The organism is Actinokineospora bangkokensis, from assembly GCF_001940455.1.
GTDB lineage: Bacteria > Actinomycetota > Actinomycetes > Mycobacteriales > Pseudonocardiaceae > Actinokineospora > Actinokineospora bangkokensis.
In genome coordinates, this window is the sequence record NZ_MKQR01000002.1 from 167121 (window position 1) to 191145 (window position 24025).

22 protein-coding genes and 1 CRISPR repeat array are annotated in these 24025 nt (G+C 73.8%); of the genes, 12 read left to right on the forward strand and 10 right to left on the reverse strand.

All coding sequences use genetic code 11. The features are described 5' to 3' along the window. Positions 1-6 precede the first annotated feature (6 nt). The 4 genes from BJP25_RS01325 (at position 7) to BJP25_RS36500 (ending at position 2894) form a co-directional block, all read left to right on the forward strand. Positions 7-840, forward strand: coding sequence for a carbon-nitrogen hydrolase family protein (locus BJP25_RS01325; RefSeq protein ID WP_075972883.1), 834 nt, complete (start codon positions 7-9; stop codon positions 838-840). Continuing rightward, a complete protein-coding gene (locus BJP25_RS01330; protein WP_075972884.1) occupies positions 837-1907 on the forward strand; it encodes an MSMEG_0565 family glycosyltransferase in 1071 nt (356 codons plus the stop codon). Before BJP25_RS01325 ends, BJP25_RS01330 begins: the two co-directional genes overlap by 4 nt. Before the next feature lie 123 nt (positions 1908-2030). Beyond that, the gene (locus BJP25_RS01335) at positions 2031-2459 is read left to right on the forward strand and encodes a hypothetical protein (RefSeq protein WP_075972885.1); all 429 of its coding nucleotides are present in this window, start codon (positions 2031-2033) and stop codon (positions 2457-2459) included. A gap of 39 nt (positions 2460-2498) precedes the next feature. After that, the gene (locus tag BJP25_RS36500) at positions 2499-2894 is read left to right on the forward strand and encodes a hypothetical protein (RefSeq protein ID WP_408607079.1); all 396 of its coding nucleotides are present in this window, start codon (positions 2499-2501) and stop codon (positions 2892-2894) included. A 56-nt stretch (positions 2895-2950) separates the two neighbouring features. Continuing rightward, positions 2951-3529: direct repeats of the CRISPR family, unit length 29 nt; unit sequence GGGAACAGCCCCGCTCGCGCGGGGAAGAC. A gap of 457 nt (positions 3530-3986) precedes the next feature. Here the strand turns inward: BJP25_RS36500 and BJP25_RS01340 are convergent. From BJP25_RS01340 to BJP25_RS01350, 3 genes are all read right to left on the reverse strand, one after another. After that, a complete protein-coding gene (locus tag BJP25_RS01340) occupies positions 3987-4736 on the reverse strand; it encodes a RibD family protein (protein ID WP_075972886.1) in 750 nt (249 codons plus the stop codon). A 101-nt stretch (positions 4737-4837) separates the two neighbouring features. Beyond that, on the reverse strand, positions 4838-5284 hold the full coding sequence (locus BJP25_RS01345) for a hypothetical protein (protein WP_143218817.1): 447 nt from the start codon (positions 5282-5284) through the stop codon (positions 4838-4840). A gap of 280 nt (positions 5285-5564) precedes the next feature. Beyond that, entirely contained in the window at positions 5565-6749 is a 1185-nt protein-coding gene (locus BJP25_RS01350; RefSeq protein ID WP_075972888.1) for a helix-turn-helix domain-containing protein, read from the reverse strand. A gap of 135 nt (positions 6750-6884) precedes the next feature. Here BJP25_RS01350 and BJP25_RS01355 point away from each other — a divergent pair, with 135 nt between their 5' ends. Next, on the forward strand, positions 6885-7637 hold the full coding sequence (locus BJP25_RS01355; protein WP_269844511.1) for a Scr1 family TA system antitoxin-like transcriptional regulator: 753 nt from the start codon (positions 6885-6887) through the stop codon (positions 7635-7637). Here BJP25_RS01355 and BJP25_RS01360 read toward each other — a convergent pair. From BJP25_RS01360 to BJP25_RS35165, 3 genes are read right to left on the reverse strand one after another with little or no spacing between them, the layout of a single operon-like run. Next, positions 7634-8911 carry an MFS transporter gene (locus BJP25_RS01360; protein WP_075972890.1) on the reverse strand — a complete coding sequence of 426 codons (1278 nt, stop codon included), beginning with the start codon at positions 8909-8911 and terminating at the stop codon, positions 7634-7636. The two genes, BJP25_RS01355 and BJP25_RS01360, sit on opposite strands and share 4 nt — an antisense overlap. Before the next feature lie 44 nt (positions 8912-8955). After that, positions 8956-9984 (reverse strand): CobW family GTP-binding protein, encoded by a 1029-nt coding sequence (locus BJP25_RS01365; RefSeq protein WP_084793582.1) that lies wholly within the window; start codon positions 9982-9984, stop codon positions 8956-8958. Positions 9985-10028: 44 nt separating this feature from the next. Beyond that, on the reverse strand, positions 10029-10538 hold the full coding sequence (locus BJP25_RS35165) for an NUDIX domain-containing protein (protein WP_075972892.1): 510 nt from the start codon (positions 10536-10538) through the stop codon (positions 10029-10031). Between the two features lie 280 nt (positions 10539-10818). Between BJP25_RS35165 and BJP25_RS32970 the strand changes: the two genes are divergently transcribed. Genes BJP25_RS32970 through BJP25_RS01390 form a run of 4 tightly spaced genes read left to right on the forward strand, consistent with a single transcriptional unit; the run spans position 10819 to position 17199 of the window. After that, positions 10819-13050, forward strand: a complete 2232-nt coding sequence (locus BJP25_RS32970; protein ID WP_075972893.1) for an NHL repeat-containing protein — start codon at positions 10819-10821, stop codon at positions 13048-13050. Next, positions 13047-14030, forward strand: a complete 984-nt coding sequence (locus tag BJP25_RS01380) for an AAA family ATPase (protein WP_075972894.1) — start codon at positions 13047-13049, stop codon at positions 14028-14030. Before BJP25_RS32970 ends, BJP25_RS01380 begins: the two co-directional genes overlap by 4 nt. Beyond that, on the forward strand, positions 14027-15151 hold the full coding sequence (locus BJP25_RS01385) for a DUF58 domain-containing protein (RefSeq protein ID WP_075972895.1): 1125 nt from the start codon (positions 14027-14029) through the stop codon (positions 15149-15151). Before BJP25_RS01380 ends, BJP25_RS01385 begins: the two co-directional genes overlap by 4 nt. Next, a complete protein-coding gene (locus BJP25_RS01390) occupies positions 15148-17199 on the forward strand; it encodes a DUF3488 and transglutaminase-like domain-containing protein (protein WP_075972896.1) in 2052 nt (683 codons plus the stop codon). The genes BJP25_RS01385 and BJP25_RS01390 overlap by 4 nt, the downstream gene beginning before the upstream one ends. A 7-nt stretch (positions 17200-17206) precedes the next feature. Here the strand turns inward: BJP25_RS01390 and BJP25_RS01395 are convergent, their stop codons facing one another. Further along, on the reverse strand, positions 17207-19000 hold the full coding sequence (locus tag BJP25_RS01395; protein ID WP_075972897.1) for a serine/threonine-protein kinase: 1794 nt from the start codon (positions 18998-19000) through the stop codon (positions 17207-17209). Positions 19001-19072: 72 nt separating this feature from the next. Between BJP25_RS01395 and BJP25_RS32975 the strand changes: the two genes are divergently transcribed. Next, positions 19073-19906: a 1-aminocyclopropane-1-carboxylate deaminase/D-cysteine desulfhydrase gene (locus tag BJP25_RS32975; protein WP_075972898.1), complete on the forward strand. Its 834-nt coding sequence runs from the start codon at positions 19073-19075 to the stop codon at positions 19904-19906. Here BJP25_RS32975 and BJP25_RS01405 read toward each other — a convergent pair. Further along, a complete protein-coding gene (locus tag BJP25_RS01405) occupies positions 19896-20297 on the reverse strand; it encodes an OsmC family protein (RefSeq protein WP_075972899.1) in 402 nt (133 codons plus the stop codon). The two genes, BJP25_RS32975 and BJP25_RS01405, sit on opposite strands and share 11 nt — an antisense overlap. A 104-nt stretch (positions 20298-20401) precedes the next feature. Here BJP25_RS01405 and BJP25_RS01410 point away from each other — a divergent pair, with 104 nt between their 5' ends. Beyond that, positions 20402-20980, forward strand: a complete 579-nt coding sequence (locus tag BJP25_RS01410) for a TIGR03086 family metal-binding protein (RefSeq protein WP_075972900.1) — start codon at positions 20402-20404, stop codon at positions 20978-20980. A gap of 1 nt (position 20981) precedes the next feature. On the opposite strand, the gene BJP25_RS01415 is transcribed toward BJP25_RS01410, so the two are convergent. Together BJP25_RS01415 and BJP25_RS01420 are read right to left on the reverse strand one after the other, a co-directional pair. Beyond that, a complete protein-coding gene (locus BJP25_RS01415; RefSeq protein WP_075972901.1) occupies positions 20982-22037 on the reverse strand; it encodes an NAD(P)/FAD-dependent oxidoreductase in 1056 nt (351 codons plus the stop codon). Between the two features lie 160 nt (positions 22038-22197). Further along, on the reverse strand, positions 22198-22959 hold the full coding sequence (locus BJP25_RS01420) for an AraC family transcriptional regulator (RefSeq protein ID WP_075972902.1): 762 nt from the start codon (positions 22957-22959) through the stop codon (positions 22198-22200). A 132-nt stretch (positions 22960-23091) separates the two neighbouring features. On the opposite strand from BJP25_RS01420, the gene BJP25_RS01425 reads away from it, so the two are divergent. Then, entirely contained in the window at positions 23092-24018 is a 927-nt protein-coding gene (locus tag BJP25_RS01425) for an NADP-dependent oxidoreductase (RefSeq protein ID WP_075972903.1), read from the forward strand. Positions 24019-24025 lie beyond the last annotated feature (7 nt).

The window sequence follows — 24025 nt, forward strand, 5'->3', positions numbered from 1 at the left end:
GCTCGGATGCTCAAGATCGGCGCGGTGGCCGCGGCGTTCGGCCGCGACCTGGACTCCGACCTGCGGCGGGTGGCGACGCTCATCGAGCACGCCCGCCGGGACGGGGTCGCCCTGCTGGTCCTGCCCGACGCCGCGCTCGGCGGCTACCTCGCCGACCTGCGCGACCCGGACCCGGAGTCGCTGCCGCCCGCGCTGGCCCCCGACGACGACCACGTGCGCCGGGTGTGCGCGCTGGCCGCGGAGATGGTCGTCTGCTTCGGCTTCTGCGAGGCCGACGGCGACCGCCGCTACAACTCCGCGCTGTGCGTCACCGGCGACGGCGTGCTCGGCAGCCACCGCAAGGTCCACCAACCGGCCGGGGAGTCGCTGGCCTACGCCGCGGGTGACCGGTTCGCCGCCTTCGACACCCCGGTCGGCCGGGTCGGCATGCTCATCGACTACGACAAGACCTTCCCCGAGTCCGCCCGCGCCCTGGCCCTCGACGGCGCCGAGGTCATCGCGGCCCTGTCGGCGTGGCCCACCAGCATCACCAACCGGGCGCCGCGGATGGCCCAGGACCGCCAGTCCCGCCTGTTCGACCTCTACGACCAGGCCCGCGCCGCGGAGAACCAGGTCGTGCTGGCCTCGTCGAACCAGACCGGGTCGCTGGGCGGGATGCGCTTCCTCGGCCAGGCCAAGGTCGTCGGCCCCGGCGGCGACGTGCTCGCCCGCACCTGGTCCAAGGCCGGCATCGCCATCGCCGAACTCGACGTCGCCGCCGAGATCGCCACCGCCCGCCGCGTCCTCGACCACCTCACCGAGCGCAAGCCCGAGGCCTACCGGACGGAGGAGCCCGCGTGAGGATCGCCCTGCTGACCTACTCCTCCAAACCCCGCGGCGGGGTCGTCCACACCCTCTGCCTGGCCGAGGCCCTGGCCGCCGCGGGCGCCGACGTGACCGTCTGGACCCTGGGCCGCGGCGGCGACTCCGGCTTCTTCCGGCCGGTCGACCCCGCGGTGTCGCTGCGCGTGGTGCCCTTCCCGGACGTGCCGGGGGAAGGGGTCGGCGCCCGGATCCTGCGGTCCATCGCCGTGCTGCGCGAGGCCTTCGACCCGAACGCCTACGACATCGTGCACGCCCAGGACTGCATCAGCGCCAACGCCGTGGGCCGGTGCGTGCGCACCGTGCACCACATCGACCACTTCACCACCCCGGAGTTGGCCGAGTGCCACGAGCGCGCGATCGTGCGGCCCTACGCGCACGTGTGCGTCTCCGAGGCCGTGGCGGCGGAGTTGCGCGCGGGGTGGGGGCTATCGCCCGCGGTGATCCCGAACGGCGTCGCCGCTGAGCGGTTCGCGGCGGCCGTCGGATCGGCTTCGGCGTCGGCGTGGCGGGAGAAGCTGGGGCGGTACGTGCTCTCGGTCGGGGGGATCGAGCCGCGCAAGGGGTCACTGGAGCTGCTGGAGGCGTTCGCGCGGGTGGGGTTGGCGGACGTGCGGCTGGTGATCGCTGGGGGTGAGACGCTGTTCGACTACCGCGAGTACCGGACGCGGTGGGAGCAGCGGGCGGAGGAACTGGGCGTGGTGCCGGAGGTCCTGGGGCCGGTGGACGACGCGGACCTGCCGGGGCTGGTGGCGGGGGCAAGCGCTTTCGCCTTCCCGTCCACGAAGGAGGGCTTCGGGCTCGCCGCGATGGAGGCCCTGGCGGCGTCGGTGCCGCTGGTGGTGAGCGACCTGCCGGTGCTGCGGGAGGTGTTCACCGGCGCCGCGTTCTTCGGCGCCACCCCGTCCGACTTGGCGACGGGCTTGCGGGAGGCCCTGGAGAACCCGAACCCCCGACGCCGCGACGTGGGCCGCGCACTGGCCGCCCGCTACACCTGGGACGCGGCCGCGGCCAAGCACCTGGAGTTCTACGCGTCCCTGGCGTGACCGGGAACGGCCTCATGGGTGGTCTCCGCAGGATGCGCGTCCTGGACCCCGGGTGTTCGACATGATCGGGGGATGTCAGAGGTTGTCCCCGTGCCTTGCGTCTCGCCGCCGCATGTGCGCGCTATGGCCACGAAGTGGTTGCGGCTCGTGGTCGTGCTGATCCTGCCGCTGCTGCTTGCTGCGAAGTGCCCTGGCGGGGCGGTGGTGGGTCAGGCTTGCGGTGTCAGCTATCAGGGACCATCGGTGTCGTCGGGTCAGGTGGTCGTTGTCGTGCACCCTGCCTGTGACCCCAAGCCCGCCTCGCACACCCTCTACGCCGGTCTCCAGCTCGCGGTGGGTGGGGAATGGGTGGGGCAGGGGAACGAGACCGTGGTGGCCCGGGTTCCGGACGCGGCCGGGTTCGATGTCCGGCTCGCCGCGCCGTGTCGGGAGGGCACCTACCGGGCGAAGGTGCGTGCGGCCGGGCTGGGGCCGGACGGGGTGAGCGAGTTCGGGTTCGACGAGTTCGGCCCCGAGCGGGCTTTCACCCTGGTCGAGTGCGCCGGAGGGTGAGGCGTAGCGCGCGGCCGGGCGGTGGGTCACCATGAGCGGGTGAACGAACTGCCGCACGCGACCGAGTACACGGGCCGCCGCGTCCGCTGGTGCGGGGACCGGGTGGAGGGCCTGACCGCGGCTTATGTCGACGAGATCGCTCACGGCGGGACACGACCCCCCGGCCCCGCGGACCGGTGCACGCTGGAGCCGGGCGCGCTGGGCACGGTGGGCGACCTGGTCGACGTAGGCGACATCGGCCACGTCTACACCTTGCACTTCGACAGCGGGTACCGCTTGGACACGCCTCTGCCTGGCGACTTGGCGGCGTTCGTGGACGGCAACACTCCGGCAGGCCCGACCGTCGCCGGAGGTGGGTACGGGCTTCCCCGGCCGCCCCGCCGCGGCGTTCGCTCCGCGTTGGCCCGCCTGCGGCGCCGCTTCCTGCCCACCTAGCCACCCCGCTTGCGCGGGGAGGACGAGTACGCGGCGTTGGCCGGGGCCATCTGGTATGGAACAGCCCCGCTCGCGCGGGGAGGACCAGAGCACCAGGCGCCGGGGCGGCGACGTGGTTGGGAATAGCCCCGCTCGCGCGGGGAGGACGGCAAACCCCTGCGCTACGACGCCCTCGAACCGGGAACAGCCCCGCTCGCGCGGGGAGGACTACTTGACCTGGAACATGGCGGCCCCGTTCTGGGGAACAGCCCCGCTCGCGCGGGGAAGACCGCACCTACGACGGCGCCGTCTGGCCCGGCCTGGGAACAGCCCCGCTCGCGCGGGGAAGACTACAAGACCGCCCGGGCCGCGGACGTCGCCGAGGGAACAGCCCCGCTCGCGCGGGGAAGACCGCCAGCTCGAACAGGCGGCGCAGCCGCACCACGGAACAGCCCCGCTCGCGCGGGGAAGACCCCTTGTCCCGCACGTCACCCCGGAACCACACGGGAACAGCCCCGCTCGCGCGGGGAAGCCTGGGTGGCTGCGCTGGGGGACGAGCCGATGACGGGAACAGCCCCGCTCGCGCGGGGAAGACGAGTTGGAGGGCGCCGCCCGGGATCTGGCGGTGGGAACAGCCCCGCTCGCGCGGGAAAGACACTTGCCGAACTGGGACGATACACCGTGTTGGGGTGCTCTGGCATCACTTTCTAGCTAGGTACGTCGGCCGCTCGGGGCAGCCAAACCTCGCCGCGGTTGGTCGGTCGTCAGCCTCGACCGGCGAAAGCTTCAGGGCTTCAGCCGCAACGGAGTAGCAAAGTCTGTTGATCACGGAACCGCGCGCCGAATGCGTCGTCAGAGCACGACTTGCGGGATTCGCCAAGCTTGATCAGCAGTCCAGGATGGCGCGGACGTCGGCGGTGCGCCGGATCGACCCGCGCACCGTGGCTTCACCGAGATGGGTCGAGCCCCGCGCACGGCCCGTGCCCCGTTACTCGCCGGCTTGCACTCGCACCTCCGCGTGCCACCACCCCGACCGCCGGATGCGCTTCAACACCCCGAGCTCATAGCCGAAAGCCGCGATCCCAGCAGCATCTCCGGACACAGCTCGCCCCCTCACTCGTCGCCGTCGCGTCGGATGGGCTTGGCCACCAAGCGGACGTCCGGTCCCGAGCGGCTGACGTCGATCAGCTCCAGCCGCAGCACGTCGTCGATCGTCGTGATCCCCGCGTCCTCCAAACCGCTCTTGCCCGACCCCAGCAGGGCGGGCGCGATGTAGTTGACCACCCGGTCGACCAGGCCCGCGGCGATGAAGCTGCCCGCCAGTGTGGGTCCGCCTTCGAGGAACAGGCCCTCGACCCCACGCCGCCGGTACAACCCCGTCAACGCGGCCGCGAGGTCGAGCCCCCGAGCCGACCGCGGCACCCGAAGCAGGTCGACAACCCCCTCCAAGTGCGCGGCGTCGGCGTCCTCGGCGATGACGAGCAGCGTGGGCGCAGAGTCGTTGCAGACGTTGGCATCTGCGGGCGTGCGGGCATCGCTGTCGAACACCACCCGCAGCGGCTGCTTGGCGGGGTCCTCCACGATCGACAAGTTCAAGCGGGGGTCGTCGTTGCCCCGGACGGCCAGGTTGGGGTTGTCCGCGCGCTGGGTCCCGGACCCCACCACCGTGGCCTGGCACCCGGCCCGCAGCAGGTGCACCTCGGCCCGGCTCGCCCCACTCGTGACCCACTGGCTCGTCCCGTCCCGCGCGGCGATCCGCCCATCCAGGGTCGCGGCGAATTTGTACACCACGAACGGCCTGCCGAACCGCTCGTTGACCGCCGCCCACTCCGAACGCCCCACCAACTGCTCAGCGCTGTCCACGTCGATGTTCTCCCTTGTTCAGCCGAGTCGGGGTACGCCGCTTGGGCGTCCCGACGCACTCCTGCGGGTTTCAGCGAGTGAAACAGCAGGGCGGGTAAGGCTCAGCGGCCCAGGACCGGGACGAGCTGCGTGAGCATGTAAGACGCGCACCAGCGGGATTCGGAGTCCCTGGGGTTTACCGCCTCCTTCGTCAGCCTAGCCGCCAACTTGCGGGGCTCCGGAAAGGCCGACACGTCCTCAGCGAAGCGCAACGCGTCAGTCCAGGGAGTCCGGGTCAACCGGGAGATGTCAGATGCCAGGCACAGCCTGCGCACGGGGGTGTCGCTGTCGAGCGCGCGCGCCACCAAGCGGGCGTTTTCCTCACCTGGCAACTTGGCCACGACGCTGAGCGAGTTCGTCCGCGAGGTCGACGTGCGGCCGGTGACCATCCACTGGTGGAACTGCCGGATGCCCTCGGGGCTGAGCCGCGAGCCCACCGCGATGTCGAGGGCCCGCGACGTCGGGCCCTTGGCGAAGACCGCCGGGTCGCCGGCTTCCACCACGGTCACCAAGTGCGTTATCCGTGCGGCTCCTCGCACGTGGATGAGGCGCTGATGGGTGATTTCCCTGCGGAACACGTTCTCTCCAAAGGTTCGTCCATACGCCGGGGCGACTTCAGCGGTAATGGGGCGACTCCGCCGTCGACCTGCTTCAGGTAGGGCTCGGGTAGTGGCGAGCACAGCAAGGCCGTACCTCGCCACCATGCCTAGAGCAGAACGAAACCGAAGTCGTCCTGATTGGTGAACTCATCCACGTCCCACCTCCTGCCGGATCGTCCAAGTCGGTCGACTAGATCTTCATCCCCATCCAGGTGGCGAAGTTGGCCAGCGAGTTCGAGCGCCTGCGCTCCGCTTCTGCGATCGCTCGCAGTGTCTCCTGGGCGTTCGGGTGCAGTTTTGTCTGCTGGGGCGCGACGGCCTTGGCGTTCTGCAGTGCCTTCAAGGCGTTGTCGGGCTTGCCTTCGAGAGACCACGCACGCGCGATGTCCATCCAGTGACGTCCGACGCGAGTGGCTTGGACGTCCGGGGGGAGGACCACCTTCGACCCGTCACGGGCGGCGCGACCCGGGTCTCCCGACTCCAACGACACGGCGATGTCGTGGATCATCACGTTTCCCGGGCCCATGCTGGTGTCGTACGCGTACGTGGTCCTCCCCAGCTGTTCCCCGATCACGCGGGCGCTGTCGATGTGGTCGCGCGCCGTGTCGGGACGCCAGTTGCGCGCGTTGACGATGGCTGCTCGCAGGTGGGCGGCACCTCGCAACGAGAGGGTGCCCTCGTCCACCTCTTCGCTCTCCAGCATCACGAGCGCGCGATTCACCATGTCGTCGGCAAGCCCGTAGGAAGCTGATGCCATGAGCATGTGGCCCCGGTGGATGAGGGAGTAGATCGGCAAGCGGGAATCATCAGACCTCGCCGCGTGGTCTTCCATGCGGTCCACGGAATGGATCGCCATGCTCGTGTACCCGAACCTGTACGTGGTCAGGGTCGCTGTCGCGTATGCGTGGGCCAGGAGTCCGTGAGCCCTCGCGGCGGTCGTCGAATCACCGATCGAGATCGCGCCGTGCAGTTCGCGGATCACATCGGGCAAGCGCATCAGGGCCTGTCGCGCCTTGTCCTCGCGTCGCAGGATCCTGATCTGACCTACATCGTCACTCAGCAGGGTGAGAGGTCGCGGCTCGATGGGGACGACGTAGCGGCCCTCGGCGAAGATCGCGCGCAGCTCTGCCAGGCCAGGCAGCCCGCCGTCTTCCTCCAGGAGGTTCCGGTACGGCTGTCCTGTCAATTCCTCCAGCGGGACCCCCAGCGCAGAGGCGGTAGCCGCCGCGAACGCCATGGACGTCGGTTCACGGCCCTGTTCGACCGCCCGAACGGTCGATACCGAGTAGTGGTTCCGCTGAGCTAGCTGCTCTTGTGTCAAGCCCGCCAGCTTGCGCGCAACCTTGATCCGCTTGCCGATTCCTTGGTCGAGCATCGCACCCCCCACCGGCCGATGGTCCCAAATTCCGAGCGTACTCGCCGTACCCGAACGGACTGTCAGTTCGCTGTCAGTTGCCCCGAAGGTTCGGCCAGTAGCGTCCTCATCCTGCTCCGTGGAAAGGCAGTGGACATGGGTGGTTTCGAGGGTGATGAGCCGCAGGTCAACGCGCGGGCCAGGACGGTTCGGGGGTTGGTGCTGGCGGCTGCGCTGGACCGGTACCGGCGGGAGGCGGAGGTGACGACGGCGCAGTTGGCGGGGGCGATGCGGATGACGGCCGCCATGACGAACCGGATCATGACGGGGCGGCGGGTGCCGAGCGGGGTGGAGATCGGGGGGTTGTGCGCGTTGTTGGAGGTGCCTGCCGCGGAGCGGCCCTTCCTGTACGAGTTGGCGCGCACGGTGGACGACAGGGCTTGGGAGTTGAGCGGCACGTGGGGGCGGGTGGTGCTTGAACGGGTGTTCGGGGTCGCTGCTCGGGGCTTCTTCTACGACCCGCACCTCATCCCGCGCCCGTTGCGCACGGACGAGTACGCGCGCGCTTTCGGGGCGAAGATCGCGAGCGGAGTCCCGCGCGTGCACGAGAGCTTGATCCCCGAACACACCCTCACCCGAGCCGCACCTGTGGTGCGGTCGCAGTTGATGCACCTGCTCGACAACCCGGGGCAGTGGCGGGTCATCCCGGCCGACGAGCCGACTGTGCCGGGGTTCGCGCTCCTGGAGATGCCGCACTTCCAGCCTGTGCTGCACCTCGAACTCCTGGGAGCTGAACTGCTCCTCGAAGACCCCCGGCTGTCTGCCCGCTATCAGGAACGGCTTCAAGCCCTCACCCAGGCAGCGCTGAGCCCCGAGGACAGCGTCGACTTGGTGCGGGGCATCGGCTAGTCCAGCTCTTTGCCCTTGGTCTCGGGCAGGGTGAGGATCACCAGGAAGGCCAGGACCGCTGCCACCGTGACGTACAGGAAGAAGACGTTCGGCATTCCAGCGCCGGACAACGCGCTGATCAGCAGCGGTGCGGTGCCGCCGAACAGGGCGACCGTGAGGTTGTACCAAGCGCCGATGCCCAAGGCCCGCAGCCGGGTGGGGAACAGCTCGCTCATGAGGGCGGGGGCGATTGAGGTCATGGCCGTGTAGAGGGCCAGGCCCACGGTGAAGACCACGATGAGGTTGCCCAGCGAGGGCGTCACCAGCAGGGACAGCGGGAAGATGAGCACGGCTGTCGCGCCTGACCACACCAGCAGTTGCGGTTTGCGGCCGTACCTGTCCGCGAGCCACCCCATCGGGTACTGCAACGCGACGAAGATGACTGTGGCGATGGTCAGGGCCAGGAAGACGTCGGTGGGGTCGGCCTTTCGGGTGGTGACGGCGAAGGGGGTCAGGGCGCTGAAGAAGGTGTAGTAGCAGAGGGTCGACAGCATGGAGAAGCCGACGAGTTGGCCCACGGCGCGGGGGTGTTCGCGGAGGGTCTTGGCCAGGGGGTTGCGGACGCGCTGGGCGGTCGAGCGGTTCTGGTGGAACAGGGCGGTCTCGGGCATGGAGCGGCGGAGCCAGAGGCCGATCAGGCCGATGGCGCCGCCGATGAGGAAGGGGATGCGCCAGCCCCACGCGACCAGGTCTTCTCGGGTGAGCAGGCGGGAGAGGGTGAAGCCGAGCGCGGTGGCGAGCAGCACCGCTGAGCCGGTGGAGATGTAGAAGAAGGCCGAGTAGCGGCCGCGGCGGTCGGCGGGGCCGATCTCGGCCAGGTAGACCGAGGTGCTGGAGGCCTCGCCGCCCAGGGACAGGCCCTGGCCGATGCGGGCGAGCAGGAGCAGGGCGGGGGAGAGCCAGCCGACCTGCTCGAAGGTGGGCAGCACGCCGATGAGCACCGAGCCCGCCGCCATCAGCACGATCGTGAGCAGCATGGCGGGCTTGCGGCCGCGGACGTCGGCGAAGCGGCCCAGGAGCAGGCCGCCGAGGGGGCGGAAGAAGAAGGCCAGGGCGTAGGTGGCGAAGGTGTTGACCAGGGCCGCGGTCTCGTTGCCCTTGGGGAAGAACTCCGTGGCGAAGTACACGCTGAACGTGGCGTAGACGGTCCAGTCGAACCACTCCAGCGCGTTGCCCGAGCTCGCGGCGGCGAGTTGGCGGGCGGGCAGCCGGTGGCGGGTGGGGGCCGTGGTCAAACCGCACCTCCGTGGGGGTGAGCGCGTGGGGGAGTGACGCGGTGTCACCCCATCCGGAGATATCTTGTCACCGATGCCATCTCCAGCGGGTCGACCTGCTCGGGGTCGGGTTCGACGGCGGCCTCCAGGGCCTGCCGGATGGCGGCGGTGTCCAGGCCCGCGCCGATCATGACCAGGGTCGTCGACGGCTCCTGGTCCCAGGGCCACTCGTCGACCTCGACGCGCAGGTGGGCGCCGACCGTGTGCAGGGTGTAGCGCTGCTCGAAGCCGGGGACTCCGAAGTGCACGAACCCCTTGACCCGGTACAGGCCCGCCGGGCGGTCGGACAGGAACGCCATGAAGCGCAACGGGTTCATCGCCCGGGACTCGGTGAACTCGACGCTCTCGTAGCCCGCGTGGATGTGCTCCTCGTGGGGGGTCTCGGCGGCGACCAGGTCCTCGAACGACAGCTGCTTGAACCGCGGCTCCGGCCGGTGCACCGGGTCGAACAGCAGGTCGGGGTCGACGCGACCCTGCTCGGTGGGCACCACCGGGACGCCGTCCGCCAGGTCGCGGACCAGCGCGAGCAGCCGGTCGCGCTCGGGGGCGTCCACCCGGTCGACCTTGTTGAGCAGCACCAGGTCGGCGTAGCGCAGGTGCTTGTCCAGCTGCGGGTGGCGCTCGCGGGTGGCGTCGAACTCGGCGGCGTCGACGACCTCGACCAGGCCGCCGTACTCCACCCGCGGGTTCTCGCTGGCGGCCACCAGGCGGGCCATCGCGGGCGGCTCGGCCAGGCCGCTGGCCTCGATGACCACCACGTCCACCGGCGCCTCGCCGGTCTCCTCGTCGGCCGCGGTCAGCTTGTCGAGCAGCGCGTCGAGGTCGGAGACGTCGACCAGGCAGCACAGGCAACCGTTGCCCATCGACACCATCGAGTCGACCTGCGCGGCCACGCTCAGCGCGTCCACGTTGACCTTGCCGAAGTCGTTGACGACCACCCCGACCCTGGTCGAGCCGGTGCGCAGCAGGTGGTTGAGCAGGGTGGTCTTGCCCGCGCCGAGGAAGCCGGCGACCACGAGGACAGGGATCGTCACAACGGGCAAGGCTAGCCCGTCCGGGTGAGCCCCGCCGCGCGTCCTCAGTGGACGCGGCGGGCGAAGTGCGCGGCCGCCGCGGCGGTGTGCAGGGAGAACGCCAGCTCCGCCGGGCCGCGCAGCAGCTCCCACCCGGTCGTCTCGGCGGTCGGCACGGGGGCGGGCAGGGCGGCCTCGGCGGTGCGCGGGCCCAGCCCGAACACCAGCAGCGTGCCGTCCGGGGCGCTCTCGACCTGGAACGGCGCCACGTCGGCGGCCTTGACCACGACCCCGGTCTCCTCGCGCAGCTCCCGCGCGGCCGCGTCCCGCCACGCCTCGCCGAAGTCGATGAACCCGCCCGGGAGCGCGAGCAGGCCGCGCCCGGGGTCGATGTCGCGGCGGACGACCAGCAGCGCGTCCCCGCCGTCGGCGGTGTCGACCGGCAGCAGCAGCACCGCCACCGGCAGCGGGTTGCGGTAGGCGGTGTCCCCGCAGGTCGGGCAGCGCTTCGGCCAGCCGGTGCCCGGCGGGTAGGGGCTGCCGCAGGTGGCGCAGTGCGAGTGCTTTCCCGTCACGGTGGTGATCCTATGGCCGGTAGCCGCGGGCAACCCCGGCTGTCCCGGGCTCGTTGGGCTGGTTGGTTCCCGCCGGTTTCGTCGGGGGTGCGGGGTACGATTCCCGACAGCCGGGGGGCCGTTCGGGGACGGCGTTCCAGCACGGATCTCCAGCGCGGGTTTCCGGCACGGAACTTTGAGCACGGAAGTCGAGCAGGGAACTTCGAGCACCGGATCAGGACCAGGGCACCAGCACACGGACGCGGGGCGGGCGATGGGCGTGCGCAGCGGGGTCGGGGGAGTGACCCGCAGGATCTTCAGCAGGCAGGGGCGGGCGCGCGAGTCCGCCAGCTTCGGCGCGGCCGCGCTCGGCGCGCTGCTGCTCGCCGGTGCCGTGCTGGGCACTGGGATCGCCCGCACCGAGGTGCAGGTCTCCGACGGCCTGACCTGGGTGGGCGACGACCAGCGCGGCGAGGTCGTGCAGGTCAACCCGGCCAGCGGCAGGCCGGAGACCCGGTTGCAGGTCGCGGGCGGCGACGCCGTCCTGGACATCACCCAGCGCGACGGGCGGCTGGTGGTGCTGGACCGGCGCACCGGGCAGATCACCGTGGTCGACCTGGCCACCCTGCTCGCCAGCGGCCGCCGCCAGGCCGCCCCGGGCGCGGGCAGCAAGGTGCTGGCCGCCGCGGGCCTGCTCTACGTCGTCGACCGCGACGAGGGCGTGGTCGTCGACGTCGACCCGGTGACCCTGGTCGACGTCGGCGCGCCGTGGCGGGCGGGCAGGCCGCTGGCCGACGCGGTGGCCGACGACGACGGCGTGCTGTGGGCGGTCGACCACGGCGGCACCCTGCGCGCCCTGGGCTGGGACGGCGCCGCGGCGCGGTTCGTCGAGCGCTCCGCCGAGCAGGTCGCGGGCGCTGGCCCGGCCACCGTGCTCGTCCCGCACCGCCGGGGCGTGACGCTGCTCGGCCTGGAGGGCGGGGTCGTGCTCCAGGCGGGCACCGGCGAGGACCGGCGCGGCCGCACCGACCAGCGCACCGGCACCGTGCTCGCCGCCCAGGCCAGCCCGTCGGGCCTGGTGCCCGCCGCCGTCCCGGACGCGGGCGTGGTCGTGCTGCTCAGCGGCCCCGACGTGCTCCAGGTGGACGTGCGCGGGCGCGGCTGCCCGCACCCGGACCGCCCGGCCGTGCTCAAGGACAAGGTGTACGTGCCCTGCCGCGGCGACGGCAAGGTGATCGTGCTGGACCCCCGCGGCGGCCGGGGCGGGGCGGACCTGGAGACCCCCGGCTCGCCCAACCCGCAGCTCGTCCTGGACGACGACCGGATCGTGGTGAACGCGCCCGGCGCGGAGAAGGGCCTGGTCATCGACCCGGACGGCTCGGCGAAGCCGGTGACGATCCGCAACCCAGACCTGCCGGTGAAGAAGCCGGAGAAGCCGCCGGTGCCGCCCACCCCGCCGTCCCCGCCGCCACCGGACCCCGACGAGCCGACCCGCACCCGCCCCCACCAGCCCACCGCCCCGCCGGTCGTGCCCGTCGACGGCCAACCCGGCGGCGGGGTGCCCGCTGGTCCGCCGAGCGGGCCGGGCGTGCCCAGCAGCGGCCCGGGCGGGTCGACGGCGCCCAGCGCGGGCGCGCGGGTGCCCGGGGCGCCCGCCGGGGTGACGGCCACCGAGGTCTCCTGGTCCACCCGCACGACGGTGTCGGTGAGCACCACCTGGACCGCGCCCGCGTCGAACGGGTCCCCGATCACCGGGTACCGGGTCAAGGCGCAGTGCGAGGGCGGTGCCTACTCCTTGCAGGACACCGTGGGCACGAGCCTGGTGCTGGCCGTGGAGTGCTCCGAGGGCGGCCGGGTGACGGTCACGGTCGTCGCGTCCAACGCGGTGGGCTCGGGTCCGGCGGGCAGCGCGTCGGTGGCGCTCAGCGGTGGCGGTGGCAACCCGCCGGTCACCACCCAGCCGCCGCCCCCGCCGCCGGTCACCACGACCGAGCCCCCGCCGCCCCCGCCGCCCACCACGACGACGGAGCCACCGCTGCCCGCCATGCCCACCCCGGGCGCCACGGTCATCACGGGGTCGGTCCGGGGCGCCGACGTCACCGAGCGCCTCCTGAAGCTGGAGCCGCCCGCTGACTGGGCGTCGTTCCCGGGCACGTGCGTGGTGCGCAACTCCAGCGCGGGCTACGACACCCCGATCGGGTGCGCTGACACCTCGGCGACCATCTACGGCGAGTACGGCGCGAACGTGGTCACCGTCGTGGCCACCGCCGCCGACGGGCGGACGTCGGTGTCCAAGGCGCACACCTTCACCGTCCGCGAGCCCGTCGGCTGCTCGCCCTCGCCGTGCCAGATCCCGGCGTCGTACGAGGAACCGGTGTCCTCGTCGCCCACCACCTCCGAGGCCACGCGGACGACGATGGCCGCGGCGGGGGTCGGGCTGCTGCTGACCGCCGTCGTCGTGCGGGCCACCGGGCGCAGGCGCGAGGACACCGCTGATGGTCGGGGACAGGACGAGGAGAACGACACCCCGTGACAACCGCTGCCACCCCCGCGGTGGGCGAGCAGGACATCGCCGCCTTCCGCACCCTGCACGCGCGGGTCGGTGACGCCGTCGAGACCGCCCTGCGCGGCAAGCGACCCGTCATCGACCTGGTGCTGACGGCGTTGTTCGCGGGCGGGCACGTGCTGCTCGAAGACGTCCCCGGCACGGGGAAGACCACCCTGGCCAGGGCGGTTGCCACCGCCCTGGGCGGGGTGTCGCGGCGCGTGCAGTTCACCCCCGACCTGCTGCCCTCGGACGTCACCGGCACCTCGGTGTACGACCCGCAGTCCGGGGCCGTGCGGTTCCGGCCGGGGCCGGTGTTCGCCAACGTCGTGCTGGCCGACGAGATCAACCGGGCGGCGGCCAAGACCCAGTCGGCGCTGCTGGAGGTCATGGAGGAGCGCACCGTCACCGTCGACGGCGTCGGGCACCCGGTGCCGGACCCGTTCCTGGTGGTGGCCACGCAGAACCCCATCGACCTCGACGGCACCTACCGGCTGCCCGAGGCGCAGCTGGACCGGTTCGCCCTGCGCACCGCCATCGGCTACCCCGAGCGCGACCACGAGCTCGACGTGCTGCGCCCGGGCAGCGGGGCGGGCGTGGTGGCCGGGGTGCCCACCGCCACCGACCCGCGGCGCGTCGCGGAGCTGACGCGGCGGCTGACGGCGGTGCACGTGGCCGACCCGATCCTGAGCTACATCACCGACCTCGGCGCCGCGACCCGCGCCGACCCCCGGCTGCGGCTGGGCGCCAGCACCCGGGGACTGCGCTCGCTGGTGCGCTGCGCCCAGGTGCGCGCGGCCGCGGCGGGCAGGCACTTCGTCGTGCCCAGCGACGTGCAGGCGCTGGCGGTGCCGGTGCTCGCGCACCGGCTGGTGCCGACCAGGGAGGCGCTGCTGGCGGGCACGACCACCGAGGACGTGCTGTCCGAGGTGGTCGAGTCCGTCGAGGTGCCCCGGCCGACGCCGTGAGGCGCCGCCCCACCCGGCGCGGCGCCACCGCGCTCGCCCTGGGGGTGCTGCTGGTCGCGGCGGGGCTGTGGTGGCGCTACCCGGGCCCGGCCGCGCTCGGGGTCGCGCTGGTGCTGCTGGCGGCCGCGGGGCTGGCGGCCGTGCTGGTCGCGGCCCCGGTGCGCCCGGACCGCGCGGTGCGGCCGCTGACGGTGGCGCGGTTGGGCCGGTGCACCGGGACGCTGGTGATCACGAGCGTGAGCAAGCGCTTGCGGGTGGCGGTGGAGGCGACCGAGCGGGTGGCGGGGGAGCCGCTGCCGGTGCGGGTGCCGCTGCTGGAGCCGGGCAGCGCGACGAGCGTGGAGTACCCCATCCCCACCGAGCGCCGGGGCGTGCTGGAGATCGGGCCGCTGACCCTGCTGCGCCTGGGGCCCGCGGGCCTGGCGGTCGCGCGGACCGAGGTGGGCGGGGTGGTCGAGGTGCGGGTGGTGCCGCGCGTGCTGCCGGTGCGCGGCCTGCCGTCCGGGGTGCGGCGCGGGGTGGTCGGCGCGGACGAGCGGGTGGAGCGCGGCGGCACCGACCTGGTCGGGCTGCGCGAGTACGTCCCCGGCGACGACCTGCGCCGCCTGCACTGGGCCACCAGCGCCCGCACCGGCACCCTCATGGTCCGCGAGGACGCCGACCCGGCCCGCCCGCACCTGGTCGTGCTGCTCGACGACGCCGCGGCCGCCTACCCCGACCCGGTGGCCTTCGAGCACGCCGTGGAGTGCGCCGCGTCGCTGCTGACCGCCGCCGCCCGCGACGGCAACCCGGGCAGGCTGCTCACCACCTCCGGCGGCGTGGACGCCGCGCTCGACGACGCGGGCACCGGCCCGGTGCTGGCCGCGCTGGCCGAGGTGGGCACGACCGCCGGGCCGGAGCAGGCCCGCGTGCCGCTGCGCGACCTGGACGTCGTGGTCGCGGTGACCGGACCCGCGGGCGCCGAGGACCCGCTGCTGCTGGAGGCGGGCCGCGCCGCGGTCGGCGTCCTGCTGGTGGTCGACGAGCCCGCGCCCGCCGCCGCGGCGGGCTCGGTGCTCGTGCTGCGCGGCCCCACGGCCGAAGCGCTCCTGCACGCCTGGGACGTGGCGGTGGCGCGGTGACCCCGCTGCGGACCCTGTGGGTGGTCGTCCTGCTCGGGGTGGCCGTCGTGCCGCTGTCGACGGGCTGGTCGGGGAGCCTGGCGTGGGGGGTGTTCGCGGGCGCGATCGCCCTCGCCGCGCTGGTGGTGCTGCTGGCCCGCCGGGTGGGGGTCGGCGGGGAGGCGGTCCTGGCCGTGGGCGTCGTCGGCGCGTTGCTGGGCGGGTACTTCGTCGCGCGCGGGGCGATCGGGGGCGGACCGCTGGAGGTCCTGCGCGACTCGGTCCCCCGGTTGCTGACAGCGGCCCGACCAGCCCCGCCCACCGCCGACCTGCTGATGCCCGGGGCTGTGCTGGTCTTCTGCGTGGCGCTGGTGGTCGGCGTGTCCCTGGCGGGCAAGAGCAGGACCCTCGTGGGGCCGCCCATCGGCGCGGTGGTGCTCTACCTGGCGGGCGCGCTGCTGACCGCCGGGGCTGCCGACCCCTTCGGACTGGTTGCCGTCGCCGTCGTGGTGGTGGCCGCCGCGGGGTGGGTGGTGCTCGACCGCGTGGAGGGCGAGGGTGTCGCGCGGGCACCGGTCGGGCCCTCGGCGGCGGTGCTGTCCGCGTTGGCCGCCGTGGCGCTGGTGGCCGGGCTGCTGCCCGCGCGCGACCCGTTCGAGCCCCGGGAACTGGTGCGCCCGCCCGTGGTGGAGCTGACCGTGTCCAACCCGCTGCCGCGGCTGTCGGCGTGGGCGGCCCAGGGCGGCACCGAACTGCTGCGCGTCACCGGGCCGCAGCTGCCCATCCGGATCGTGGCGCTGTCGGACTTCACCGGCTCGACGTGGCGGGCGTCGTCGCTCTACAGCCCGTTGGGCACCGTGGCCGAGCCCGACCTGCCCGTTGGCAAGCGCACTGCCACGGTCGAGGTCCGCGTCAGCGTGGGGGCGTTGCAGGGGACGTGGCTGCCCGCGGTGGGGCGGCCGCTGTCCACCAGCATCGGCGACGCCCTGGTGGACACCGACTCCGGCTCGCTGGCGCTGGCCCGGGGCATCAGCCCCGGCCTCACCTACGCGATGACGGGCGTGGTGGACCGGCCGGAGGACGCCGCGCTGGAGGACGCCACCGTCCCCAGTGGACCCGAGGCGCAGCGCTACACCGCCCTGCCCGGGTTGCCGGTGCAGCTCGCCCAGTACGCGCGCGCCGCCGTGCGCAACGCCCGCTCGCCCTACGAGCAGGCCGTGGCCCTGGAGCAGGTGGTGCGCCTCAACCGCACGCCCGACGCGCAAGCCCCCGCCGGGTCGTCCTACGCGCGCGTCGAGCAGTTCCTGTTCGGCCCGCCGGGCGAGGTCGGCGCGGGCAAGGGCACGGCGGAGCAGTTCGCCACCTCCTACGCCGTCCTGGCGCGCGCGGTCGGCCTGCCCACCCGGGTCGTGGTCGGCTTCCACCCCGTGCCGGAGGAGGCCGACGGCACCCGGGTCCTGCGCGGGGTCGACGCGACGGCGTGGCCCGAGGTGTACTTCGACGACCTGGGCTGGGTCCCGTTCGACCCGGTCTCGGGCACCGACAGCGGCCCCTCGGCGGCGGCCAAGCGGGAGGTGCTGAACCGGCTGGCCTCGACGACAGCCGCGCCGAGCACCCCGGCGCAGGCCGGGCCGCCGATCATCCTGCCGCCGCCTGCACCCCCCGCCGCGGCCGCGCCGGAGCAGCCCTCCCGGGCGTGGATTGCGTTCGCCATCGGTGCCCCCGTGCTGCTCTTGTTGCTGCTGCTGGGTTTGCGTGCCGCTCGCCGTGCGCGGTGGCGGCGGTCGGGGGCCGCGGGGGCGTGGGCGGAGGTGCTGGACTCGCTCGTCCTGGCCGGGCGCAGCCCCGCGCGCTCGACGACCGCGCCCGCGCTCGCGGAGTCCCTGCCCGGCCCCGCGCGGCGGCTCGCGGCGATGGCCGACTGGGAGGCGTTCGCCCCCGGGACCGCCCGCGCGCCCGACGAGGCGTGGGGCTTGGCCAGGCAGGTGCGCGCCGCCCTGGGCCGAGGCGTGCCCTGGTACCGGCGCGTGCTGTGGTCGGTGGACCCGCGCCCGCTGTGGCGGAAGTAGCCCCCGCTCAGTTCCGCTCGACGCACACCCGCGCGGAGGCGCCCCGCTCGGTCTCCGGGTTCGCCAGGCCGATGGCGATGACCTGGTAGCAGTAGCGCGGCTGCGCCGGGTCGAGCCCGGTCACGGTGTAGGTGGTGGCGCCCGCGGCGACGGTGGCCACCGCCCGCGGCGCCCCCTCGGTGGTGAGGTCGACGACGACGAACTGGGCCTGGCCGCCGGTCGGGTCGACCCACGTGAGGTCGACGGTGCTGCCGGAATCCGCCACCCGCCGCAGGTCCGGCGCGAAGCGCGGGTCCCCGCCGACCTGCTGGCTCGGCGCGGTCGGCTGCTCGGTGGTCGGCTGGTTCGTCGGCCGGTTCGTCGGCTGGGTGGCCGTGGTGCTCGTCGGTGGGGCGGCGGTCGACGACGCCGCCGGTGGGGGTGCGGGGGCGCCGCGGGTGGCGAGGAAGCCCACCACCAGGCCCGCCATCACCGCGATGACCGCCGCCGCCGTGAAGATCCCGGCCCGGGAGCGCCGCCGCTGCTCGCCCCCGATGGCCTGGGTGCGCTCGTCGGTGTCCTCGGGCCACTCCGGCGCGGGGGTGATGACCGGCTCCGCCCGCCCCTGCCACGGCGGCGCGGGCAGCACGGGCGCCACCGGCGGTTGGGGTGCGAACGCCGCGTCCGGGCCGAAGTCCGGCGCCGCAGGCGGGGCGTGGCGGACGGTCAGCTCCGCGAGGTTGCCGGTCATCGTGCCCCGGTCCTCCTCCACGGGGGCTCCCGATGGCGTGACGGCGGTGGCGTCCGCGTCGTCGTCGGCGGCAGGCGCGGGCCGGGGACCGAAGTCACCGACCGGGGCGGGGTCCAGCGACGGCAGCCGCGTGCCCGGCGCCAACCGCGTCGCCTCCGGGTCGACCGCCGACACGTCCCACCCGCGGGTCTCCGTGCGGATCGCCATCAGCGCGTCGCGCAGCGCCCCGGTGGTCGGGAACCGGTCGTCGCGCTCCGGGCTCAGGCACCGCTCGACCACCGCCTTCAGCTCGGCGGGCACGTCCGCGCGGGTCCACGGGCGCCTGCCCCCGGCCTTGACCCGCGCGATGTAGGGCAGCACCGCGTCCTCGTCCGGTTTCCCGGTGGCGAAGGGCGCTTCCCCCTCCAGCAGGGTGAACAGCGTCGACCCGAGTGACCACTGGTCGTCGGCCGCGGCCGGGGTGGCGCCGTCGAGCATCTGCGGGGCGGCGTGCCGGTAGCTCATCAGCTGCAACGACGCGGTGTGCCCGGCGTCGGCGCCGCGGGCGATGCCGAAGTCGGTGAGCACGTACGAGGTCGGCAGCACCAGGACGTTCTGCGGCTTGACGTCGCGGTGCAGGTAGCCCTGGGTGTGGGCGAAGGCCAGCGCGTCCGCCACCGCCGTGCCCGCCGCCACCACCTCGGCCACTGGCAGCGGCCCGTGCTCGCGCAACCGGTCGTGCACCGAGCCGAGGTCGTGGAACTCCATCACCAGGCACGGCTGCCCGGTGGTGGTCGTGCCGGTGGCCAGCACCGTGACGATGTGCGGGTGCTGGCGGCCCAGCCGCACGGTGATCTCCAGCTCACGCCGGAACCGGGCCAGGGTGCCCTGGTCCGCCGCGCGCAGCACCTTCACCGCGACGTCGCGGTCGAGGTCGTCCTGCCGCGCCCGGTACACCGCGCCCTCGCCACCCTGCGCCACCAGCCGGAAGTCGCTGTAGCCGGGCAGCCCGAGGTCGGGCACCGGTGCCCCGGGCGGCGCGCCCGCGGCCGGTCTCGGCGCCCAGGCCCGCGCTTCGTCGTCGGCGTCCACGTGCCCCCGTCCTCCCGCCCCCCGCGGCGAAATCGTAGCCGCGGCGGGCGGTGGGGGGCCTAGGATCGTCCGATGCTGCCCGAACCGACCACCGCACCGCTGGTGGAGGTGGTCGACGAGCGCCTGCGCGGGGTGCGCCTGCTGCTCAAGCGCGACGACCTCGTGCACCCGGACATCCCCGGCAACAAGTGGCGCAAGCTCAAGCACAACCTCGCGCCCGCGCGCGCCGCCGGGCGGGTGCTGACCTTCGGCGGCGCCCACTCCAACCACATCCGCGCGGTGGCCGCGGCGGGGGTGGAGCACGGGTTCGAGACCATCGGGGTGATCCGCGGCGAGGAGCACCTGCCGCTCAACGACGTGCTGGCCTTCGCCACCGCGTGCGGCATGGAGCTGACCTACCTCGACCGGGCGACCTACCGGCGCAAGGGCGACCCGGACGTGCTGGCCACCCTCGACCGCCGCTTCGGCCCCTACCACCTGCTCCCCGAGGGCGGCAGCAACGAGCTGGGCGTGCGCGGCTGCCGCGAGATCATCGCGGAGCTGCCCGACTTCGACGTGGTGTGCTGCCCGTGCGGCACCGGCGCCACCCTGGCCGGGCTCGCGCTGGGGCTGGGGCCCCGGCAGTCCGCGGTGGGCTTCGCCGTGCTGCGCGGGGGTTTCCTGCCCGAGGCGGTGCGCGGGTTCACCGGCGGGCACGGCGGCTGGGAGGTCGACGAGCGCTACCACTTCGGCGGCTACGCCAAGGTGCCGCCGGAGCTGGACGAGTTCGCCGAGGAGTTCACCCGCCGCCACGCCGTGCCCGTGGAGCGGCTGTACGTGGCGAAGATGCTCTACGGCGTCTACGCCCGCGCCGCCGCCGGGGAGTTCAAGCCCGGCACCACGGTGGTCGCGGTGATCACCGGATAGCCATGTCCACCCGGGTGGAAGCCTTCAACGTCCTGGTGACGGTGCAGACCATGCCCACGGCCCGCTCCACCACCGCGACCAGCTCGGCGCGCGCGGCGTCGTCGAGGCCGTCGAGGTCGAGGTCCACGGCCAGGTCCACCGCGTCGAGCTGGTGCGCGCCGACCGGGCGCACGTCCTCGGCGGTGACCCCGATCCGCGCCCCGGGCGAGGTCCGGCGCACCACCAGGTCCTCCGCGGTGATCCCGACGCACCCCGCCGCCGCGGCCAGCAGCAGCTCCACCGGGGTGAACGCGCCCGGTTCACCGACCCGGCCCACCCGCACCCGCGCGCCCCGGTCGTTCGCCGCGGTGAACGCGTGGGTCCCGATCCGCTCGACCCGCACCCCGGACATCCCGTGCCTCCTCGTCGTCGAAGACGGTGATCGTACGACCGCCCCCCGCGCCACCGCCGGGTGTCCCGCTCGGAGCCCGCGCCGGGGTCACTAGCCTGCCCGCCATGCAGAACCCGAAGCTCGTGGCCACCGCCACCGATTCCCTGCTCATCGTGCTCGACCGGGTGACCCCCGCCGACCTCGACCGCCCCACCCCGTGCGAGGGGTGGTCCGTGCGCGACCTGCTCAACCACCTCACCCACTGGAACGCGGTCGTCTCCCCCCGCAGCGCCCGCAAGCTGCCCCGCCCGGACACCGAGGTCGAGCAGGAGTACCTGACCCGCCCGGACTGGCAGGACCACCTGCGGTCGGGCCTGCGCGACGCCGCCGAGGCCTGGTCGGAACCGCAGGCGTGGCAGGGCGAGACGACCATGACCCGGGGCCCGATCCCGGCCGCGCAGGTCGGCTCCATGGCCTTCGGTGAACTCGTCGCCCACGGCTGGGACCTGGCCCGCGCCATCGACGCGCCCTTCCCGGTGACCCCCGAGGTGGTCGACGCCTTCACCGCCTACGTGGCGGGGATGGCCCCCATGGCCCGCGAGCACGGCGTCTTCGGCGCGGAGGTCCCGGTGGGCGAGGGCGCGACCGCCCTGGACCGCGCCCTCGCCGCCGCGGGCCGCGACCCCGGGTGGCGCGCGGGGTGAGTCAGACGAGCCGGGCGGGCGACACCCGCTCGGCCGCCACGCCCGGCGTCCCGCCGGTGATGATCGCGGCGGCGGCCCGGGCCAGCGCGGGCGCCATCTGGATGCCGTAGCCGCCCTGCCCGGCGAAGAAGTGGAACCCGGGGTGGTCCGGCAGCGCGCCCACCACCGGCTCCCGGTCGGCGGCGAAGGTCCGCAGCCCGGCCCAGGTCGTGCGCACCGACCGCAAGTCCAAAGTGGTCATCGCGTTGACCCGCTCCAGCGCGAGCGCGACGTCGAGCTCGTCGACGCGCGCGTCCACGGGCTCGGACGGGGTCTCGTCGGCGGGGGAGAACAGGACCTGGCTCCCCTCGGGGCGGAAGTAGAACGTGTCCTCCATGTCGGACACGATCGGCCACCCCGGGTCGACCTCGCGCGCCGGGGCGATCCCGATGGTGCGGCGCAGGGGCCGCAACCCGAGCGTGGGAACGCCCGCGAGGGCTGCGACGCGGTCGGCCCAAGCGCCCGCCGCGTTGACAACCTGACCCGCCGCGACGGTGCCGCCTGGGGTGTCGATCAGCCACCCGTCGCCCTGGCGCTCGATTGCGGTCACGCGGGCGCCGATGCGGATCTCGGTGCCCGCGCCCGCTCGCAGGTCGCGCACGTAGGACTGGTGCAGGCCCATGACGTCGATGTCGCAGGTGGTGCGGTCGACGGAGATGCCGGTGAGGGTGCCGGTGCGCAGCACCGGGCACAGCTCGTTCGCCTCCGCGGTGGTGATCGGCTCGGCGGGCAGCTCGGCCGCCCCCGCCTCGGTGGCGGCGATCCACAGGGTCGCGCGCGGGGTGAGCAGCGGCGCGTCCTGGGAGCGCGCGTCGAACCCGGCGCGGCTGGCCGTGGTCAGCTCGCGCACGACGGGGCCGCCGTAGCTGGGGAGGTAGACGGCGGCGGACCGGCCCGTGGTGTGGCGGGCCAGCTCGCCCTCGGCCTCCAGGAGGACGACGGACCCGTGCTCGGCCAGTTCAGCGGCGACGGAGACACCGGCGATGCCACCGCCGATGACCGCGAAATCCCATGCCATGGGGGGACTCTAGAGGGGTGCTCGGTGTCGCTCCGCCTCGCCTGCGGCATCGGGCATTGTCGTGGCCGGGGCGCCGCATTCGTAGGGGGGCGGGTTCTCAGGAAGGACTGGTGCTTGTGGACGGGGGAGGTCGGGTCGCATGTGTGTGGGTGAGGAAGGTCTACGGGGTGGTGCGGGCCGCGGCTTGGTAGCGGCCGGGGGTTTGGCCCACCAGGGGGGTGAAGGCGTCGATGAAGCTGCTGGGGTTGGCCCAGCCCAGGCGGAGCGCGGTGTCGGAGACCGGGGTGCCGTCCGCGAGTTCGAGCAGTGCTCGTTGGACGCGCAGGAGGGTGCGCCACTGGTGGAAGCTCATCGCCAGCTCGCGGCTGAACAACCTGCTCAGGGTTCGTTCGCCCGCGCCGGTCCGGCGGCCGAGCTGGGTCAGGGTCGCCGGGGTCGCCGGGTCGGCGTGCAGGAGGTCGGTGACGGCCTTGAGCCTCGGGTCGACCGGTTCCGGGAGGCGCAGCGGCTCCTGCGGTGCGCGGCCCAGTTCGGTGACGACGACGTCGAGCAGCAGGCGGGCGCGGGGGCTGTCCGGCGGGTCGTGGTCGTCGACCAGGGCCAGGAAGGCCTCGCGCAGCAGCGCGCTGGCCGCGAACACCGCGGGCTCCGCCGGTAGGCGCTCGGCCAGGTGCGCCGGGACGCGCAGCAACCGGACGTCGGTCCTGCCGTGCGAGCGGCTGCTGTGGACGTGGAACGCCGGCACCCAGTTGATGCGGTTCGCCGGGGCCACCCAGGTGCCGCCCCGGGTGGCGGTGACCAGGGCGCCGGAGGCGGCGTAGCGGAGCTGGCCGAAGTCGTGGGAGTGCGCGGCGATGTCCTCGCCGTGGGCCAACGGCTCGCAGCCCGGGGGATCGTCGACGGGGGCGGCCACGGGAACCATGCTAGACCCGGGCTGGCGGGTTATCGGTATTTCCTGTCGAGAAACCGGTGGCAGCACCCGTGCGCCCGCGACGACCATCGGGTTGGTCCCGATGGGGCGGCCGCCTCGTCGACGCACTGAGCCAGGAGAGCCATGCGAGTCATCACCCAGCACGCGATCGGGGGACCGGAGGTCCTCACCACCGTCGACGCGCCCCGGCCCGAGCCGCTGCCGACCGAAGTCCTCGTCCGGGTCGCGGCGATCGGGTTGAACCCCCTGGAGGCGCGCCTGCGCGGGGGTGAGTTCCCGCTGCTGGGTGCGCCGCCGTTCGTCCTCGGCTGGGACATCAGCGGCGTGGTCGAGCAGTCCAGGACGTGGCGGTTCCAGCCCGGCGACGAGGTGTTCGGCATGCCGCTGTTCCCGCGGGCGGCGAACGCCTACGCCGAGTTCGTGGTGGCGCCCGCGGTGCACCTGGCGCGCAAGCCCGCGTCGCTGTCCCACGTCGAGGCGGCGGCGTTGCCGGTGGTGGGGTTGACGGCGTGGCAGGGCCTCGTCGACATCGCCTGCGTGTCCGCCGGGGACCGCGTCCTGGTCCACGGCGGGGGCGGCGGGGTCGGGCACGTCGCGATCCAGGTCGCGAAGGCGCTGGGCGCGCACGTCACCACGACCGCCAGCGGCGGCAAGCGGGAGTTCGTCGTCGGGCTCGGCGCCGACGAGGTCGTCGACTACACCGAGGTCGACTTCGCCGCGGTGGTCCGCGACATCGATGTCGTGCTCGACACCCTCGGCGGTGACGCCGCCGAGCGCTCGCTCGCCGTGCTCCGCCCGGGCGGGCACTTCGTGACGGCGGTCGCGGACGAGGACACCGCGCTCGCGGCCAGGTACGAGGCGGCGGGCATGCGCTTCAGCGGGATCGGGGTCGAACCAGACCAGATCGCCCTGCGCGGCCTCGTCGACCTCGTCGAGCGGGGCAGGCTCCGGGTCCACGTGCAGGAGGCGTTCCCGTTCGAGCGCGTCGCGGATGCGCACCGGCTGCTCGACGGCGGCCACCTCCGCGGCAAGCTCGTCCTCACCGTCTGACCGCGCG

Excerpts from the sequence above, each read along its gene's own strand:
- BJP25_RS01405 (WP_075972899.1), bottom strand. The coding sequence starts at position 20,297 with ATGTCCGGGGTGCGGGTCGAGCGGATCGGGACCCACGCGTTCACCGCG.
- BJP25_RS01325 (WP_075972883.1), top strand. The coding sequence starts at position 7 with ATGCTCAAGATCGGCGCGGTGGCCGCGGCGTTCGGCCGCGACCTGGAC.
- BJP25_RS01410 (WP_075972900.1), top strand. The coding sequence starts at position 20,402 with ATGCAGAACCCGAAGCTCGTGGCCACCGCCACCGATTCCCTGCTCATC.
- BJP25_RS01350 (WP_075972888.1), bottom strand. The coding sequence starts at position 6,749 with ATGCTCGACCAAGGAATCGGCAAGCGGATCAAGGTTGCGCGCAAGCTG.
- BJP25_RS32975 (WP_075972898.1), top strand. The coding sequence starts at position 19,073 with ATGCTGCCCGAACCGACCACCGCACCGCTGGTGGAGGTGGTCGACGAG.
- BJP25_RS01425 (WP_075972903.1), top strand. The coding sequence starts at position 23,092 with ATGCGAGTCATCACCCAGCACGCGATCGGGGGACCGGAGGTCCTCACC.
- BJP25_RS01355 (WP_269844511.1), top strand. The coding sequence starts at position 6,885 with ATGGGTGGTTTCGAGGGTGATGAGCCGCAGGTCAACGCGCGGGCCAGG.
- BJP25_RS01415 (WP_075972901.1), bottom strand. The coding sequence starts at position 22,037 with ATGGCATGGGATTTCGCGGTCATCGGCGGTGGCATCGCCGGTGTCTCC.
- BJP25_RS01420 (WP_075972902.1), bottom strand. The coding sequence starts at position 22,959 with ATGGTTCCCGTGGCCGCCCCCGTCGACGATCCCCCGGGCTGCGAGCCG.
- BJP25_RS01335 (WP_075972885.1), top strand. The coding sequence starts at position 2,031 with ATGGCCACGAAGTGGTTGCGGCTCGTGGTCGTGCTGATCCTGCCGCTG.